Raw genomic sequence first — 18061 nt, 5'->3', positions numbered from 1 at the left:
TGTAAAACTAGTAAAATTGATAGTTTTATACAGCTTTTAATATTTACAAATGTAAATTAGTTAATAGGATAAAATGTGTTGAATGTAATTAGTAGTATATATATCCATAAAAAGGAATGATAAACAAATAAATTAAAAGAATAAAAATTCTATATTAGAAGAATCGTATAATATATAGAATTAAATTATATAAACACATATTAAAAAACTGAATACTATAAAAATGTTTGAAAATGTAGCGAATGTTTGATAGAATAAACAAGTAAAGTGTTCGAAAAAACAAATCAGAGGTGAAGTTAATGAAAACAGTAGCAGTTGTAGGATCTCAGTGGGGAGACGAAGGAAAGGGTAAAGTAATAGATTATCTTGCCACACAAGCTGATGTAGTAATAAGAGGACAAGGTGGAAATAATGCTGGACATACATTAGTTGTAGAAGGCAAAAAGTTTGCTTTACGTTTAATACCATCCGGAATACTAAACCCTAATACTATAAATGTAATAGGTAATGGTATAGTTTTTGATCCTAAAGGTTTTTTAGAAGAGATAGATATGCTTAATAGCAATGATATAGATACAAGTAACATAAAGATAAGTGATAGAGCTCATGTTGTGTTCCCATACCATAAAGAATTAGATGCATTAGCTGAAGAAGCTAGAGGAGACAACAAAATAGGTACTACTAAAAAAGGTATAGGTCCTTGTTACATGGATAAAACAGAGAGATCTGGAATTAGAATATGTGATTTAATGGATAAGGATATATTTGCTAAAAAATTAAAAGCTCAAGTAGACGCTAAGAATAAATTAGTTATAGGTGTTTATGGTAAAGAGGCAATGTTTAATTTTGAAGAAATATACAATGAGTATTTAGAATATGCTGAAAAAATAAGAAAATACGTAGCAGATACATCTGTTATTGTTTATGATGCAATAAAAGATGGTAAAAGAGTATTATTTGAAGGTGCTCAAGGAACTTTATTAGATTTAGACTTAGGAACATACCCATATGTTACATCATCTCATCCTATATCAGGAGGATTCGCTGTAGGTGCAGGTGTTGGTCCTAACATGATAAAAGATGTTGTAGGAATAGTAAAAGCTTATACTACAAGAGTTGGAGAAGGTCCTTTTGTTACGGAACTAGATAATGAAATTGGAGAAAGAATAAGAGTTCAAGGTCATGAGTTTGGAACTGTAACTGGAAGAGCAAGAAGATGTGGTTGGTTTGATGCTGTTATAGTAAAGTATGCAGCAAGAGTTAATGGATTAACTAGTATATCATTTATGCTTTTAGACGTATTAACAGGATTTGATAAAATAAATATATGTACAGCTTATAAAATGGGAGATAAGATAATACATAACTTCCCAGCATCACTAGAAGATTTAGCAAAATGTGAACCTATATATGAAGAGTTAGATGGATGGAATGAAGATATAACTAACGTAGAAAAATTTGAAGATCTTCCTGAAAATGCTAAGAAATATATAGCTAGAATAGAAGAATTAGTTGGAGTTAATATAGATATGGTTTCTGTTGGACCGAATAGATCTCAGACTATAATAAGAAAAAATATATTTGCATAAAATATAACAATTAAATTTTAAGAGTTTTATTAGGCATAATGTTTTTAATTTATTCTAATAAAACTCTTTTTTATGTGTAAAAATATAAAAATGAGGTATAAGTATATTGTGAATAATTTAATTCGACATAAATTGTGTGAAAATATCTAAAAAAAATAATAAAAATATAAATATAATTTTAAAAAATATATTGACTAATATAAAAAAAGAGGTATAATAAAAATACACATACAACGAAAATGATTATCATTAACTAAGGATTGATAATAACATACAAAGGAAGGATACAAAAATGAGAAAGAGAAAATTAATAACATTACTTACGGTAGCGACAATGTCTATCGGGATATTAACAGGATGTTCAAATAATAAAAATGATTCAAATAATGCAAGTGAAGAAACAAGAATAGTGAACTCTGCAAAAGGAGAAGTTGAAATACCAGCTAATCCAGAAAGAATAGTAGATATATCAGGAAACAGTGAAGAGTTAGTAGTACTTGGATATACTCCAGTAGGTACATCTAACGTTGATTCATATAATACAGATTCAGTGCCGGCATATGTACAAGAAGAATTAGGAAACGCTAAAGTAGTAGGACATTCTATGATGGATACTGCTGATATAGAATCAATACTTGGGTTAAATCCAGACTTAATAATAATGGCACCAAGACAAGAAAAAATATATGACCAATTAAAAGAAATAGCACCAGTAGTTATGTTAGATGATGAATACAATGACTGGGAAGCTAAATTAATGGACGTAGCTGATATATTTGATAAAGAAGAAGAAGCTCAAGCATGGTTAGATACTTACTATGCAAAAGCTGAAACAATAGGTAAAGAAATAAAAACTGCAAGAGGTGAAGATGAAACTTACGCAGTATTATCAACAGATTTAGCAAATGGTCAATTCTATGCATTCACTAATGCTGGATTAGGAACAGTATTAAAAGAAGATTTAGATCTTAAGCAACCTGAAAATATGCCAGGACAAGATTCAATAGAATTACCTAAAGTTACTATGGAAGGTTTAGCTGAAATAGATGCTGATAATTTAATAATTATAGGTAGTGAATCTGATAAAGCTGAATTAGAAAATAGTTCTGTATGGAACCAAATAAGGGCTGTAAAAGAAGGAAATGTAATATTCTTAAATCAAAGTCCACACTTCAGCCAAGCATATAATCCAATAGGAAGATTATTAGAATTAGATACAATTAAGGAAGAACTTGTAAAATAATATATAAATAAAATAGTAGGTGGAAGCTATATATAGATCTTCACCTACTATTCGTATTTATAGATAAATTTATGGGAGGATAGATGAAAAAGATTAATAGAAAAAAAGCAGCATGTTTGCTTATGATTATAGGTCTAATATTACTTGTAATAGGAATAATAACATCTATTTCTTTAGGAGCAAAGAATATAGACATATCAACAATAATTAATAGCATTTTTCACGATAGCGATAATATAAACACTAAAATAATTAGAGATGTAAGAATACCTAGAGCTATTGCAGCAGCACTTGTAGGAGGATTTTTATCAGTAGCAGGTGCCATAATGCAAGGTATAACTAGAAACCCAATAGCAGAACCGTCTGTAATGGGTATAACACAAGGTGCTACATTTATGATAGCAGTAGCATTTGTATTACAAAGATTAAATCCAAACTTAATAATGAGCAGTTTTTCCATGATGATGTTTGCATTTTTAGGAGCAAGTATAAGTGGATTTTTAGTTTATTTTGTAAGTTCTAGAAGTATAAGAAAGGTAGACCCTGTTAAACTTGCACTTGCAGGAACTGCATTAGGTACATTATTAATATCATTAGCTATGGGTATATCAATGTGCTTTAACTTATCTCAACAGCTTAGCTTTTGGATATCAGGTGGAGTAACTGGTGCAAAATGGAGTAGTATAGCAATGTTATCCTTAGTAGGAGGTATTGCTTTAATAGGGGCAATTATTTTATCGCCTAAAATAACTATACTAAGTTTAGGTGAAGAAGTTGCCATAGGTTTAGGACAAAAGACAAATCAAATAAGGTTTATAAGTATAGTATTAGTAATATTATTAACAGGTGCATCTGTTTCGGTAGCAGGTAATATAGTTTTTGTAGGTCTTATAATTCCTCAAATAGTAAAGGCAATAGTAGGTGCTGATTATAAATACATTATACCTAGTTCAATGGTATTAGGTTCAGTTTTATTAGTATATAGTGATATATTAGCAAGAATGATAAACCCACCATATGAAACTCCAATAGGTTCGTTAACAGCACTTTTAGGAGTACCTGTATTTATATACCTTGTTAGAAAGGATGTAAAATAGATTATGAAGATAAGTAAAAATAAAAAATTTACACTAATTATATCAATATTAATCCTTATGATATTTGGTATTTTTTTAATTAGTTTAAATACAGGTTCTTTAGCAATAAGCCCAGGAGAAGTAATACAAACTTTACTAGGACAAGGCTCAAAGGCTCAAGAAATAGCTATATTTAAATTAAGATTACCTAGAATAGTGCTAGGAATACTGGTTGGTACGGCTTTAGCAGTATCTGGGACTATACTTCAAGGTGTTACTAAAAATGACTTAGCAGACTCTGGTATACTTGGTATAAACTCAGGCTCGGCATTATTTGTAGTAATATATATCTTTTTAATTAATGGAAATGTATATGATGGTGTAAGCAACTTTACTATATTTACAATGCCAATAGTAGCACTTAGTGGTGCTTTATTTGGAGCATTTTTAATATATGTACTTGCTTGGAAAAAAGGAATAAATTCTTCTAGATTATTATTAGTAGGGATAGGGATAAATATAGCATTTACATCATTACTTACAATATTCCAGTTAAAGTTTACAACACAAGAATTTAATAGAGTTATGGCTTGGACAAATGGAAGTATATGGGGTACTAACTGGAAGTATGTATTAGCAGTATTACCATTTATTTTAGTAGTAACTTTATTAACATTATATAAATCGAGATACTTAGATGCACTAAACTTGGGAGATGAAGTGGCTACTGGTTTAGGTGTACAAGTAGAAAAAGAAAGAATAAAATTAATAATTTTTTCTGTAATATTAGCAGGGGTTGCAACATCTGTGGCAGGAAGTATAGGATTTTTAGGATTAGTTGCTCCTCATATAGCTAGAAAATTAGTAGGACCAAAACATATTAAATTAATACCTACTGCAGCTTTAGTAGGAAGTGTAATCCTATTAGTAGGAGATACCATAGCAAGAAATATAATTGCACCTATGGAAATTCCTGTGGGAATAGTTGTAGCTGTAATAGGTGTTCCGTATTTTATTTATCTAATGTTAGTGGACTAATAGTATTAGATAAAAATTATATTTAAAAGGAGATAAATATGAACTGTATAAGTACTAGAAACTTAAATATTTCTTACGGTAATTTAGATATAGTAAAAGATTTAAATTTAGATATACCAAAAGGTAAAATAACTACAATAATAGGCTCAAATGGTTGTGGTAAATCTACAATATTAAAAACAATAGCTAGAATAATACAACCAAAAAGCGGAGATATATTTGTAAATAATATAAATATAAAACAACAAAGTCCAAAGGAATTAGCTAAGACTATGGCAGTTCTTCCTCAAAGTCCACAAGCACCAAGTGGACTTACAGTAGAAGAATTAATATCTTATGGAAGATTCCCTCATCAAAAAGGTTTTGGGAAAATGAAAAAAGAAGACAATGACATAGTAACATGGGCACTTAAATCAACTGGTATGGAAGAATTTAGACATAGACCTATGGAAGCTTTATCAGGAGGACAAAGACAGAGGGCTTGGATAGCTATGGCACTAGCTCAACAAACAGATATACTTATACTAGATGAGCCTACAACTTACTTAGACTTAGCTCATCAATTAGAAGTATTAAAATTGTTAGAAGAATTAAATAAAAAACAAGGGACAACTATAGTAATGGTAATACATGAACTTAATAATGCAGCTAGGTTTGCAGATCATATGATAGGTGTAAAAAAAGGTCGAGTAGTATGTGAAGGAAGTGCACATGATGTTATGACTAAAGAGAACTTAAAAGAGTTATTTAATATAGATGCTGAAATAGTATCTGACCCTAGAAATAATAAGCCAGTGTGCATAACTTATGATATGGTTGTATAAGGTGACAAAATGGAAAATCAACAAGTACTAAGAGACGAAAAAATAAGTAAACTTTTATTAAAATATTCTGTACCTGCTATTTTGGCCATGATGGCAGCATCTCTTTACAATACTGTAGATAGAGCTTTTATAGGATCAATACCAAATGTAGGGGCACTAGCTATATCAGGTCTAGGTGTAACTATGCCAATGCTCACTATAATAGGGGCATTTGCAGTATCTATATCAGTAGGTGGAAGTACAAATATATCAATAAAGTTAGGTGAAAATAATAAAGAAGAAGCAGAAAAAATATTAGGAAGTACATTTGCATTAGAATTAGTAGTAGGAGTTATAATAACTATTGGAGCTATATTCTTCTTAGATAAATCACTTTATATGTTTGGAGCTAGTGAACATACTATAAAATATGCTAGAGAATACATGAGTGTAATTTGCTTTGGAGCGATATTTAATTTACCTGGATTTTCACTAAATGGAGCTATAAGAGCTGAAGGAAATCCAAAGCTCGCGGCAAATATGATGATAAGTACGTGTATACTAAATTTAATTCTAGATCCAATTTTTATATTTGGTTTTGGGTTTGGAATTAAAGGAGCAGCTATAGGGACTGTAATCTGTCAGCTAGTTACATTTATATGGACTTCTTATTATTTTACAAAAGGAAAATCTACATTAAAACTAAGAGTAAATAATATAAAATTAGATAAAAAAATAGTTAAAGCTATTATAATTATAGCATTAACTCCTTTTGCAATGGAACTTGCAGCAGGGTCAATACATTTAGTTACGAATAAAGTTTTAAAAGTATATGGAGGAGACCTAGCAATTGGAGCCATGACAGCAGTAACTTCTATATCACTAATGTTCTTAATGCCTATATTTGGATTAAGTCAAGGGATGCAGACAATAATAGCATATAACTATGGTGCAAAACAATATAACAGAGCTAAGAAGACTTTAGGATTAGCTTTAATAGTTTCAACTATAATACTAACACTAGGTCTTATAGCAGTTAAATTAGTACCAGAATTATTTGTGGGAATATTTACAAATGACAAAGAATTAATGGAATTAGCAGTTAAAGGTATAGATTTAAATTTAATAACATTACCTCTAGTAGGTGTAAGTATATTAGGCCCAGTTTATTTCCAATCAGTTGGAAAAGCTAAAGTATCTATGTTCTTAACATTGTTAAGACAAGTTATTTTATTGATACCTATAATTTATATAATTCCTAAAATATTTGGATTAAATGGTGTCTGGATATCTCAACCTATATCAGATATAGGTGCAATGATAATAGTAAGTATATTTTTAATTAAAGAATTTAAGTCAGAAAAAGTAAAAACTTTTGCATAAATATAAAAAAAGTAAAAGGCAGTAAAAAAATACTAGCTATAAGTATTGGAAATACTGCCTTTTATAAAAATATAATAAAAAAATAAAAAAAGTTTTAAAAAAGTGTTGACGAAATATAGTAAAGTATATATAATAATATTTGTGAGTGAGAGAAACGACGAAAAAAGTCGAAAAACAACTCGCTAAATATAAAGATGATCCATTAGCTCAGTCGGTAGAGCACCTGACTTTTAATCAGGGTGTCCCGCGTTCGAGTCGCGGATGGATCACCATTTATGGCCCATTGGTCAAGCGGTCAAGACACCGCCCTTTCACGGCGGTAACAGGGGTTCGATTCCCCTATGGGTCACCATTTTCCCGGGACTATAGCTCAGCTGGGAGAGCACCTGCCTTACAAGCAGGGGGTCACAGGTTCGAGCCCTGTTAGTCCCACCATTTAATGCGGCCTGGTAGTTCAGCTGGTTAGAATGCCAGCCTGTCACGCTGGAGGTCGAGGGTTCGAGTCCCTTCCAGGTCGCCAATTAAATACACTTTGCTGGTGTGGCTCAACGGTAGAGCAGCTGACTTGTAATCAGCAGGTTGTAGGTTCGATTCCTATCACCAGCTCCAATCAAACGCTTAGAATTTTTCTAAGCGTTTTTTTTGTATAATCAACTTTATAGATATATAAGTGCAAAAATGTTAAGATAGACTTATAAAAAATATATAGTATGTAGGGGGTATTATGTATAGCTTTAAAAATGATTATAGTGAGGGAGCGCATCCTAGAATACTTGAAACTTTATTAAGAACAAATTTAGAGCAAAGCGAAGGATATGGAAAAGATACATATTGTGAACAAGCTGAAAAATTAATTAAAGATAAGCTAAACAATCAAGAGGTAGATGTACATTTTATATCAGGTGGAACACAAACTAATTTAATCGCAATATCTTCATTTTTAAGACCATATGAAGCAGTAATATCTGCAAATACAGGGCATATATACGTAAATGAAGCAGGATCTATAGAAGCAACAGGACATAAAGTAATACCTATAGATGTTGAGGATGGAAAGCTTAGAAAAGAAGATATATTATTAGTTCTAACTAAGTATAGTAATGAACATGTTGTAAAGCCTAAGTTAGTTTACATATCTAACTCAACTGAAATTGGAACTATTTACACAAAAAGTGAATTAGAGAACTTAAGTCAAGTATGTAAGGAGAATAATTTAATACTATTTATGGATGGAGCTAGATTAGGTTCAGCAATAACATGCAGGGAGAATGACTTAACTTTAGAAGATATAAGTAAATTAACTGATATATTTTATATAGGTGGAACAAAAAATGGTACTCTTTTAGGAGAAGCATTAGTTATATGTAATAAAAACTTACAAGATGATTTTAGATATAATTTAAAGCAAAAAGGAGCAATGCTTGCTAAGGGAAGATTATTAGGAATACAGTTTATAGAACTATTTAAAGATGATTTATTCTTTGAAATAGGAAAACATGAGAATGATATGGCAGATATACTTAGAGAAGGTATAAATAATCTTGGTTATGATTTCTTTGTAAACTCTCCATCAAATCAAATATTCCCAATACTTAATAATAGTGTGCTTAATGAATTAGAAAAATATTATGGATTTAGCATATGGGAAAAAATAGATGAAAATAGATCTGCTATAAGACTTGTTACTTCATTTGCAACTAAAAAAGAAGTTTGCGAAGAGTTTATAAAAGTTTTAGCAAGAATAAAGAGTAATATATAAAAAAAGTAGAAGAAAATACTTAATAGTATTTCTTCTACTTTTTATTTTCCCATCTTAAATCTTTACCTATAAATTTAACCATTTTAAACCTATCAAACACCCTAGAAAAAATTCTTTGGGCATATTCAGATCCTAATTGCATAGGAGATAAATTAGTAGATATAATGGTTTTTTTACCAGATAATAATCTAGTGTTTATTATATTAAATAATTCACTATTAGTAAAAGAATTTGTAAGTTCAGTACCTAAGTCATCTATTATCAAAAGATCACAGTCAAATAAATTTTCATAATTATCTTTGCTTATATGACTATCAGAATTTTTAAACTTATAATCTTCTATAACTTCAAACATTTTAAATGCAGTTTGATATATAACTAAGTAACCTTTATCTAATAATGCTTTTGCTATACAGTTACACATAAATGTTTTTCCTAGGCCAGTATCACCATAAAATAATAGATTTTCATCATTATCTTTATCAAAATGCATTATAAATAGTTCGCAAATAGATACTATCTCTAAAATATTTTCATAAGGTGATATATTTGCACCTGGAACCTTTTCTCTAGAGAAAATAGATGTATCTAAAGTAGAAAAGTTTTGGCTTTCAAGCACTCTTGATAAATTTGACATTTTATAAGCATCATTTATAATTTCTTGCTTTAAACAGTTACACTTGTGTCCGTTTTCAAGAAAGCCTCTATCTTTGCAAATAGGACAATGATATTGAATGTCTAAATACCATTCCGGAACTTTATATTGCTTTAATAAAATGTCTTTCTTTGATTTTAACTCAGACATTTTAATTTGAGATTCATTAATAATTTCATCTTTATTTGATGGATTTGTAAGAACTAGTCTAGCCAATTTTAAACCAAGTTTAGAGACCTCATCATCAATAGCTTTTATTTCTGGTATCTGATTATATACATCTCTTTTTCTATCTTCTAAATCTGATTCAGCTTTATCACGTTTTCTTTCATAAGAAACCAAAATTTCTCTTAGTTTAGATTCTTTCATTTAATCACCTACTTAAATTTACCTTTTTGACTTTCTTGAAGAAGCTTTTCTAATTCATCAGGACTATAATTTTTAAATGTTTGATTTATATTATGATATCTAGTTTTAGCTTGAGGAACATTTTTATTAGAGGTTTTGCTTGTAAATTTATTCTGATTTTTAGTCTTATACTCTTCGTCTAAAACTTTTATATCCTCTAAAGTATTAATATTCTTATCTTTCCATTTCTCAATTATTCCATTTATATAAGATATAGATGGTTTAGATACATTCTTTGACTTAGAGCAAGCTTCTAGTATCACTTCTATATCCATGTGATACTTATCTAACCAAGTATCCATAATACGCTCTTCTTCTTTAGATGGTTGCCTATAAAATCCTAACTCATTGAAAATAGTTTTGTATAGTACATATCTTTCTTTTCTTACTGCAAAGCTATTTTCAACATCTTGAGGTGTATATAAATTAGAATCATACCAACTTCTAAGTATTGTTTCAATATATCTAACAGGCCTAGCTGAACCATACTTGTCCTTTACATATTGATATGCATATAATACCATATCTGGATCAAGATTATATTTATTCATAATATCTAGAATATTAATTTTTTCGCTAGGGTCAAGGTATCGACCAATTATTTGATTAATTGAATTAAACATTTTTCTTATGCTAGGATTTTCAGCAACAGATACAATGCTATCACTGTTAGATTTTATAGAGGTAGTATTAATATGCATATTTTCCATATAAAATCTCTTCAAGTCTAAAAATTCTATAGAGTAGTCATAATCATCCATTCCGTCGTTTTTATGCATCTTAATTATGCTTTTTTTCTCCCAAAACTTCCAAGCATCTATTACATCTGATAAAGGAACATTTAAATTTTTTGCTATAGAGCTATTATCAAATTTAGGATTGGAATTAGAGTCACATGCTTGTCTATAACCTAAAAGATAAACTTTTACGTATAAACCATTTGCCATAGGCATAAATATATCTATGAAGATATTGGCAATTGTAGTTTCTCCTAAATCTATTTCATTAACTTCCTTAAAAAACATTTTATCACCTCAGATTAAATTATATCATAAAAGGTATTACAAATTTATCTTGTAAATATTTTTTCAAATTATTCATGTAAATTAGGAGGGGATAATTTGGTTATAAAATTTACGCAAAAAATAAGAAAAAGAATGTTAGTAGCACTATGTCTATTAATATTTTTAGGGGGTGGAGTATATTTATTTAAATATAGTAATGATAAAGAAACTTTAAATATTCCTAAAGAGGAAAGCAATCAATACACAATAGATGTAATATTTGATGATGAAAGTAAAAGGATGATGTGTAATCAAAACTTAGTTTATGTAAATAAAACAGGCAAAGATATAGATAAAATATATTTACATATATATCCTAATGCTTTTTCAAAAAGGGAGTATGCACCATTTGAAAAAAGTGAAATGAATGAAGCATATCCAAATGGATTTAATGAGGGTTATATTGATATTAAAAACATACTTAATAACAGTGAAAAACTAAGTTATAGTATAGACGGTGATAAAAATGATATTTTAGAGATTAATCTTGGAAAAGCCTTAAAGGATAAGGAAAAAATATCTATAGATTTGAAATATACTATAAAAATACCAAACTGTTTAGGTAGATTTGGATATGGAGATAGTACTATAAATGTGACTAATTGGTTCCCTATTGCTTGTGTATATGATGATAGAGGATGGAATTTAAAAAGTTATGAATCTGTAGGAGACCCATTTTATAGTGATACTAGTGATTTTAATGTAAAAATATTAATTCCTAGAAAATATGATGTGGGCTCTACAGGAAAAATAATTAATGAAAAACATGATAGTGAAAAAATATTTTATGAAATAGAAGCTAAAAATGTAAGAGATTTTGCTTTTATATTAAGTGATGAATTTGATATATATACAGACTACTTTAAGGGAGTATTAATAAGTACATATAATTTAGATAGTGATTTTTCAGAATATGCGACAGAGGTAGCAAAAGATTCAATTAAGATATTCAGTGATTTATTTGGTGATTATCCATATGACACATATTCAGTAGTTGCTAGTGATTTTTATATTGGTGGTATGGAATACCCTAATTTAGTTATGATAGATAAAACACTTTACAATGAAAAGAAAAAGTTTTTATTAGAATATATTATAGCTCATGAAACAGCTCATCAGTGGTGGTACTCTGTTATAGGGAATGATGAAATAAGTGAACCTTGGTTAGATGAGGCGCTTACAGAATATTCTACGGTACTATATTTTGAGAAAAAATATGGAAAAGATATAGGAGAAAAACTAATGGATACTATGGAAGTTCAGAGTAAGAATTACTTGAGTCATAATATATTTAAAGCAACTACTCAATACAGGGATTCAATTGATTATAGCTTGAATGTATATACTAAAGGAGCTGTAGTTTTTAATGAAATAAGAAATAAAGTAGGAGATGATGTATTTTTTAGTACATTGAAAGAATACTACAATAAGTATATGTATGACAATGTAAATAGTGCTAAATTCGTTGAAATATGGAAAGAAAAAGGTATAGACATAGACAAAATAATAAGTGAGTATAAATAGATTTGAAATAGACCATTAAAAATTTTTTAATGGTCTATTTTTTTGGTATAATATAATCTATGATATTAAAAAGAAGAGGTGGCGGAATGCTAAAATATTGTTCGATAGGAAGTGGAAGTAGTGGAAATTGTCATTATATAGGATATAAAGATACTAATATATTAGTTGATGCAGGCCTTAGTGGAAAAAGAATAACTACGGGATTAAAAGATATAGAAGTTGATATAGAAAAAATAAAAGGCATATTTATAACACATGAACATTCAGATCATATAAAAGGTGCAGGAATAATATCTAGAAAGTTTGATATTCCTATATTTGCAAATATTAAAACTTGGTGTTCTATGAAAGATAAACTTGGAGATATAAAAGACAGCAATATGAAGGTATTTGAAAATGACAAAACATACTCATTAGGAGACATAATAATAAGACCATTTTCAATTCCGCATGATTCGGAAGATGCTGTTGGATATAATTTTTATGCTGGGACTAATGAAAAGATATCTATAGCAACTGATATAGGTAAAATAACTGAGAATATAAGAAAACACCTATATAAATCTAAGTTGGTAGTGCTAGAATCAAATTACGATCCTAATATGTTAATGATGGGAAGCTATCCATATTCCCTAAAAAGAAGAGTAATGTCAGAAGAAGGACATTTATCAAATGAAGATGCAGGAAGATTTTGTGTAGAACTTGTAAAACAAGGAACGGAGCGTATATTATTAGCTCATTTAAGTAAAGAAAATAACTTTCCAGAGTTAGCATATGAAACATCAAAAGGAATATTAGCTCAAAATAATATTATTGTGGGACAAGATATAAAACTAGATGTATTATCAAGAGATGAAGTTTCAGATGTTTATAAACTTCTGTAAAGGTTAAGGAGATATATATGAATATAAACATAGTTTGTGTCGGAAAAATTAAAGAAAAATATTTAAAGTTAGGTATAGATGAATTTAAAAAAAGATTATCTAAATATTGTAAGCTTGATATAGTAGAGCTAGATGATGAAAAGGCTCCAGAAAATTTAAGTGATAAAGAAATGCTTATGATAAAAGATAAAGAAGGTAAAAAAATTCTTAGCAAAATTAAGAGTAATAGCTATGTCATAGCTTTAGCTATTGATGGAAAAAACTTATCTTCTGAAGAGTTGGCAGATACTATGAGCAAGCTTGCTATTAGAGGTAGTAGTCATATTACTTTTGTAATTGGTGGATCTTTAGGATTATCTGATGAAGTATTAAGTAGAGCTGATTATAAGTTATCTTTTTCTAAGATGACTTTTCCACATCAGCTAATGAGGTTAATATTATTAGAACAAGTATATAGAGCTTATAGAATAAATAATGGTGAACCGTATCACAAGTAAGTGCGAACTTTACCAAAATTGGATATATAAATGAAAGGTAGGTCTGCTTTAATTCTGCAATGAAACTCACAAAAATCTAAAATTTGAATTTTTGTAGGTTATTGTAGTTTTATTCATAGGTTCTTCGTTTTTCACCTATTTCAGCAAATTAGAATTTGTTTTTTCTAATCTATAGTATTGAAAGAAATTGTAAAACATTCCACAAATATATTTTTTATATTCATTTCAGATTTAGGTTAAAGTTAGTAGTTATTCTTTTGTGTATATAAGTTATTTGAAGTAATAAAGTTTCAATTGAATTTGGATAAATATGAATATAAAAGTATTGAAAAAAAATAAAAGTTTATATATAATGTAATTATACTAAAATATAAACATGAAAAATATAAATGTAAAGGAGATGTAAATATGCGCAAAGAGGTAGTTTTTAACTAAACTAACTGAATAAGGATTATTTTAAAAAGTATATGAAAAAAATCTTGGATAACTCAAGGTTTATTTGTGGTAGAAACAATTATTAATAATATTGATATTACCATGTCTATTTGTGTACTCTAAAAATAATCAGTATTATAATGAGCATATTACATCTTTATTTGAAGAATAGGAAAACTGTGTTCTAAACACGGTATTTTTATGCCTATTTTTACTATATTTATAGATATGATATAAGACTTTAATTTGCATAGCTTAATCATAAGTTATATAAATTAAAGTTGTATATTTCATGTTTATATTTAGGTTATATAATTATGAGGCTGTAAGTGAATTATGTTCACTTACAGCTTTTTTTATTTAAGGAGATTATTTTGATGATTTATATATTTAAATATGAAGATTATGAAAAACAAATAAATTTTTTTAAAAATACTAGGATGGTGATTATTAATGGTTAATAAACTTTCAGCATATAAAACTTATTTATTATTTTCAGCTATTACAGCAATGTGTTTTTCACTAGTAGCTACAGTTATGATAGTGTATCACATTGAAACGGTGCATTTAAATCCACTTCAGCTTATACTTGTTGGAACTACTTTAGAAGTAGCATGCTTTATATTTGAAATTCCTACAGGAATAGTTGCAGATGTGTACAGTCGTAAACTATCTATTGTTATTGGTGTAGTTTTAACAGGAGTGGGATTTATTTTAGAAGGTTCTATTTCTAGTTTCGTTTTCGTACTTGTAGCACAGATTGTATGGGGATTAGGTTCTACTTTTATTAGTGGATCTGTTGAAGCTTGGATTGCGGAAGAAGAGAAAGATAAAGATTTGGATAAAATTTATATAAAGGGAGCACAAGCAGGACAGATAGGATCGGTTATTGGAATAGTACTAAGCACTGTAATAGCTAATTTATCTGTAAGACTACCTATTATAGTTAGTGGAGTCTTATTTATAATTCTTGCATTATTTTTATGGTTATATATGCCAGAAAATAATTTTAAATCATCTGCTCCAGAGGATTTAAATACTTTTAAAAAGATGGGATATACCTTTAAATCTGGTCTTAAATTTATAAAAAATAAACCTATAATTATAATTTTGCTTTCAGTAACTTTATTTTATGGATTATCCAGTGAAGGTTATGATAGACTTTCTAATATGCATTTTTTACAAGATACTATGCTTCCTAAACTTGGAAACCTTAAACCAGTGACTTGGTTCGGAATTTTTGGAATTGCAGGAATGATATTGAGTGCTATAGTAATGCATTTTATGGAAAAGAAGCTTAAGGATGATGATAAGAATAAAAATGGAAAGCTGTTATTATGTATAAATATATTTTATATATCATTTATGTTCATATTTGCTATTACAAAAAGATTTAACTTAATGCTAATAGCTTATTTAGCGACAAGTACCTTTAGAACTATAAATGAACCTATATTTAGTGCATGGCTTAATGGACATATAGATGACAAGGCCAGATCTACTGTACTTTCTATAAATGGACAAATAAATTCCTTAGGTCAAATTTTAGGTGGACCAATTATAGGAATCATAGCTACAAATATTTCAGTGAGTATGGGTATAGCATGTACTTCGTTATTAGTAACACCGGTATTAGTGTTATATATTGTTGCTATGATAATGGATAAAAAGGTGGTTGATAGAGTTGGAGGTATTGATTATGAAGAAAATAATTAATATAGGAATCGTAGCACACGTGGATGCAGGAAAAACAACTATAACAGAAAACTTATTATATTATAGTGGAGCTATAAAATCAGTTGGAAGAGTTGATTTAGGCAATACACAGACGGATTCTATGGAGCTTGAGCGTAAGAGAGGGATTACCATTAAATCATCAACCATATCTTTTAATTGGAATAATGTCAAGGTTAATATTGTTGATACTCCAGGACATGTGGATTTTATTTCGGAAGTTGAACGTTCATTAAGTGTTTTAGATGGAGCGATACTAGTTATATCAGGAGTAGAGGGTATTCAGTCACAAACAAGAATATTATTTGAGACATTAAAGGAGTTAAACATTCCAACAATAATTTTTGTAAATAAGCTAGATAGAATTGGGGCAAATTTCAATAAAGTATTTGAAGATATAAAGAAGAATATGTCCAATAAAGTAGTTAGATTACAAGAAGTATATGATGTAGGAAGCAAAGCTGTTTATATAAAAAAACTATTTGATACATGCATGATAAATGATGATGCTATTGATGTTTTATCAGACTTAGACGAAGCATTTTTAGAAAGATATATTGGTGGAATAGAACCTGATAAAGAAGAAATACAAGAAAAGCTTTCATTATATGCAAGTGAAGGAAGTCTATATCCAGTATTTTGTGGTGCGGCAGCAATTGGACTTGGAGTTGAAGACTTATTAGATGGAATTTGTAGTTATTTTCCATTTGCAGGTGATGATTGTGAAAGTGATTTATCTGGAGTAGTATTTAAAATCGAAAGAACAAGTAAAAATGAAAAGAAGGTTTATGTAAGATTATTTGGAGGAAAAATATCTGTAAGAGATAAAATTCAAGTACCTAATAAGGAGATAGCAGAAAAAGTAAAGAAAATTAATAGGTTAGAAAATGGGGGAGTTGTTGAAGCACAGAGGATAGAAGCAGGGGATATAGGTATTTTATATGGACTTACAAGTTTCCAAGTGGGAGATGTTATTGGAATTTCAAATGATAAAATTAAAAATATATCTATAGCTAAACCAGCATTAAAAACAACAATTTCTGCAATTGATAAAGAAAAAAATCCAGAGCTATTTAAAGCATTAACATTACTTGCAGAGGAAGATCCACTACTAGAATTAGAGATGAATGACATAGATAAAGAAATTTATGTCAACTTATTCGGTGAAGTTCAAATGGAAATACTAAGTTCCATGTTAGATGATTTATATGGAATAAAAGTAGAGTTTTCGAATATTGAGACTATCTATAAGGAAACACCTAAAGGTTTTGGAGCGTCAATAATGCATATGCAGGAAGACTTAAATCCATTTTGGGCGACAGTAGGCTTAGAAATAGAACCAGCAGGGAGAGGCGAAGGTCTTAGGTATATTTCTAATGTTTCAGTAGGGTCATTGCCAAAATCTTTTCAAAATGCAATTGAAGAAGCAGTTATTAAGACAAGTAAACAAGGATTATTTGGATGGGAGGTTACAGATGTAAAAGTCACTCTTAGCTGTGGTGAATTTTTTAGTCCAGCCAGCACTCCAGCAGATTTTAGAAATGTGACACCTATGGTATTCATGGAAGCATTATATAAAGCACAAACTGTTTTATTAGAGCCATTACATGAGTTTGAGTTAAAGATTCCTCAAAATGCTTTAAGCAAAGCGGTATGGGATTTAGAAACTATGAGGGCAACCTTTGATAATCCTATTGTTATAGGGGATGAATTCTCAATAAAGGGATTAATTCCAGTAGAAAATTCAAAAGAATATAAAATGAAAATAGCTTCATATACAGAAGGTAGAGGAATGTTTGTGACAAAATTTTATGGGTATAAGGAAGCTTCAGCTGAATTTTCAAAAGCACGCAAAAAAACAACGTATGATCCATTGAATAAAAAAGAGTATTTGCTTCATAAACTAAACGCAATTAGAGATTAAATTTAAATAGATAAGTTAAATTTTTATATGTAGGATTTAAATATA

At 29.0% G+C, this 18061-nt stretch carries 14 protein-coding genes and 5 tRNA genes; 17 read left to right on the top strand and 2 right to left on the bottom strand.

The window, feature by feature from the left end:
- The first annotated feature begins 299 nt into the window (after window positions 1-299).
- The 12 genes from HF520_RS13080 (at window position 300) to HF520_RS13025 (ending at window position 8891) form a co-directional block, all read left to right on the top strand.
- On the top strand, window positions 300-1589 hold the full coding sequence (locus HF520_RS13080) for an adenylosuccinate synthase (RefSeq protein WP_168574407.1): 1290 nt from the start codon (window positions 300-302) through the stop codon (window positions 1587-1589).
- Between the two features lie 292 nt (window positions 1590-1881).
- Window positions 1882-2832, top strand: coding sequence for an ABC transporter substrate-binding protein (locus HF520_RS13075; protein WP_168574406.1), 951 nt, complete (start codon window positions 1882-1884; stop codon window positions 2830-2832).
- Between the two features lie 83 nt (window positions 2833-2915).
- Complete coding sequence (locus HF520_RS13070) at window positions 2916-3929, top strand: FecCD family ABC transporter permease (protein ID WP_168574405.1); 1014 nt, start codon at window positions 2916-2918, stop codon at window positions 3927-3929.
- 3 nt (window positions 3930-3932) lie between these two features.
- Window positions 3933-4946, top strand: a complete 1014-nt coding sequence (locus HF520_RS13065) for a FecCD family ABC transporter permease (protein ID WP_168574404.1) — start codon at window positions 3933-3935, stop codon at window positions 4944-4946.
- 38 nt (window positions 4947-4984) lie between these two features.
- Entirely contained in the window at window positions 4985-5770 is a 786-nt protein-coding gene (locus HF520_RS13060) for an ABC transporter ATP-binding protein (protein WP_168574403.1), read from the top strand.
- Window positions 5771-5779: 9 nt separating this feature from the next.
- A complete protein-coding gene (locus HF520_RS13055; protein WP_168574402.1) occupies window positions 5780-7132 on the top strand; it encodes an MATE family efflux transporter in 1353 nt (450 codons plus the stop codon).
- 196 nt (window positions 7133-7328) lie between these two features.
- Window positions 7329-7404, top strand: a tRNA-Lys gene (locus HF520_RS13050).
- A 5-nt stretch (window positions 7405-7409) separates the two neighbouring features.
- Window positions 7410-7484 (top strand) — tRNA-Glu (locus HF520_RS13045).
- Between the two features lie 7 nt (window positions 7485-7491).
- Window positions 7492-7567, top strand: a tRNA-Val gene (locus tag HF520_RS13040).
- 8 nt (window positions 7568-7575) lie between these two features.
- A tRNA-Asp gene (locus HF520_RS13035) sits at window positions 7576-7652 on the top strand.
- Between the two features lie 14 nt (window positions 7653-7666).
- A tRNA-Thr gene (locus HF520_RS13030) sits at window positions 7667-7741 on the top strand.
- A 115-nt stretch (window positions 7742-7856) separates the two neighbouring features.
- Complete coding sequence (locus tag HF520_RS13025; protein ID WP_168574401.1) at window positions 7857-8891, top strand: threonine aldolase family protein; 1035 nt, start codon at window positions 7857-7859, stop codon at window positions 8889-8891.
- 34 nt (window positions 8892-8925) lie between these two features.
- On the opposite strand, the gene HF520_RS13020 is transcribed toward HF520_RS13025, so the two are convergent.
- Window positions 8926-9915 carry an ATP-binding protein gene (locus tag HF520_RS13020; protein WP_168574400.1) on the bottom strand — a complete coding sequence of 330 codons (990 nt, stop codon included), beginning with the start codon at window positions 9913-9915 and terminating at the stop codon, window positions 8926-8928.
- An 8-nt stretch (window positions 9916-9923) separates the two neighbouring features.
- Window positions 9924-10979: a DnaD domain protein gene (locus HF520_RS13015; protein WP_168574399.1), complete on the bottom strand. Its 1056-nt coding sequence runs from the start codon at window positions 10977-10979 to the stop codon at window positions 9924-9926.
- A 96-nt stretch (window positions 10980-11075) separates the two neighbouring features.
- On the opposite strand from HF520_RS13015, the gene HF520_RS13010 reads away from it, so the two are divergent.
- The 5 genes from HF520_RS13010 to tetB(P) all read left to right on the top strand — a co-directional run bounded on the left by HF520_RS13010 (window position 11076) and on the right by tetB(P) (window position 18016).
- Entirely contained in the window at window positions 11076-12542 is a 1467-nt protein-coding gene (locus tag HF520_RS13010; protein WP_168574398.1) for a M1 family metallopeptidase, read from the top strand.
- Window positions 12543-12628: 86 nt separating this feature from the next.
- Complete coding sequence (locus tag HF520_RS13005) at window positions 12629-13426, top strand: MBL fold metallo-hydrolase (RefSeq protein ID WP_168574397.1); 798 nt, start codon at window positions 12629-12631, stop codon at window positions 13424-13426.
- 17 nt (window positions 13427-13443) lie between these two features.
- Window positions 13444-13923 (top strand): 23S rRNA (pseudouridine(1915)-N(3))-methyltransferase RlmH, encoded by a 480-nt coding sequence (rlmH, locus tag HF520_RS13000; RefSeq protein WP_168574396.1) that lies wholly within the window; start codon window positions 13444-13446, stop codon window positions 13921-13923.
- An 888-nt stretch (window positions 13924-14811) separates the two neighbouring features.
- Entirely contained in the window at window positions 14812-16074 is a 1263-nt protein-coding gene (gene tetA(P), locus HF520_RS12995) for a tetracycline efflux MFS transporter TetA(P) (protein ID WP_006440994.1), read from the top strand.
- Window positions 16058-18016: a tetracycline resistance ribosomal protection protein TetB(P) gene (gene tetB(P), locus HF520_RS12990; protein WP_006440995.1), complete on the top strand. Its 1959-nt coding sequence runs from the start codon at window positions 16058-16060 to the stop codon at window positions 18014-18016. The genes tetA(P) and tetB(P) overlap by 17 nt, the downstream gene beginning before the upstream one ends.
- Window positions 18017-18061: the final 45 nt, after the last annotated feature.

Origin of the sequence: Romboutsia sp. CE17, assembly GCF_012317385.1 — a bacterium.
Taxonomy (GTDB): domain Bacteria; phylum Bacillota; class Clostridia; order Peptostreptococcales; family Peptostreptococcaceae; genus Romboutsia_E.
This window is presented reverse-complemented; position numbering and strand designations above follow the sequence as displayed.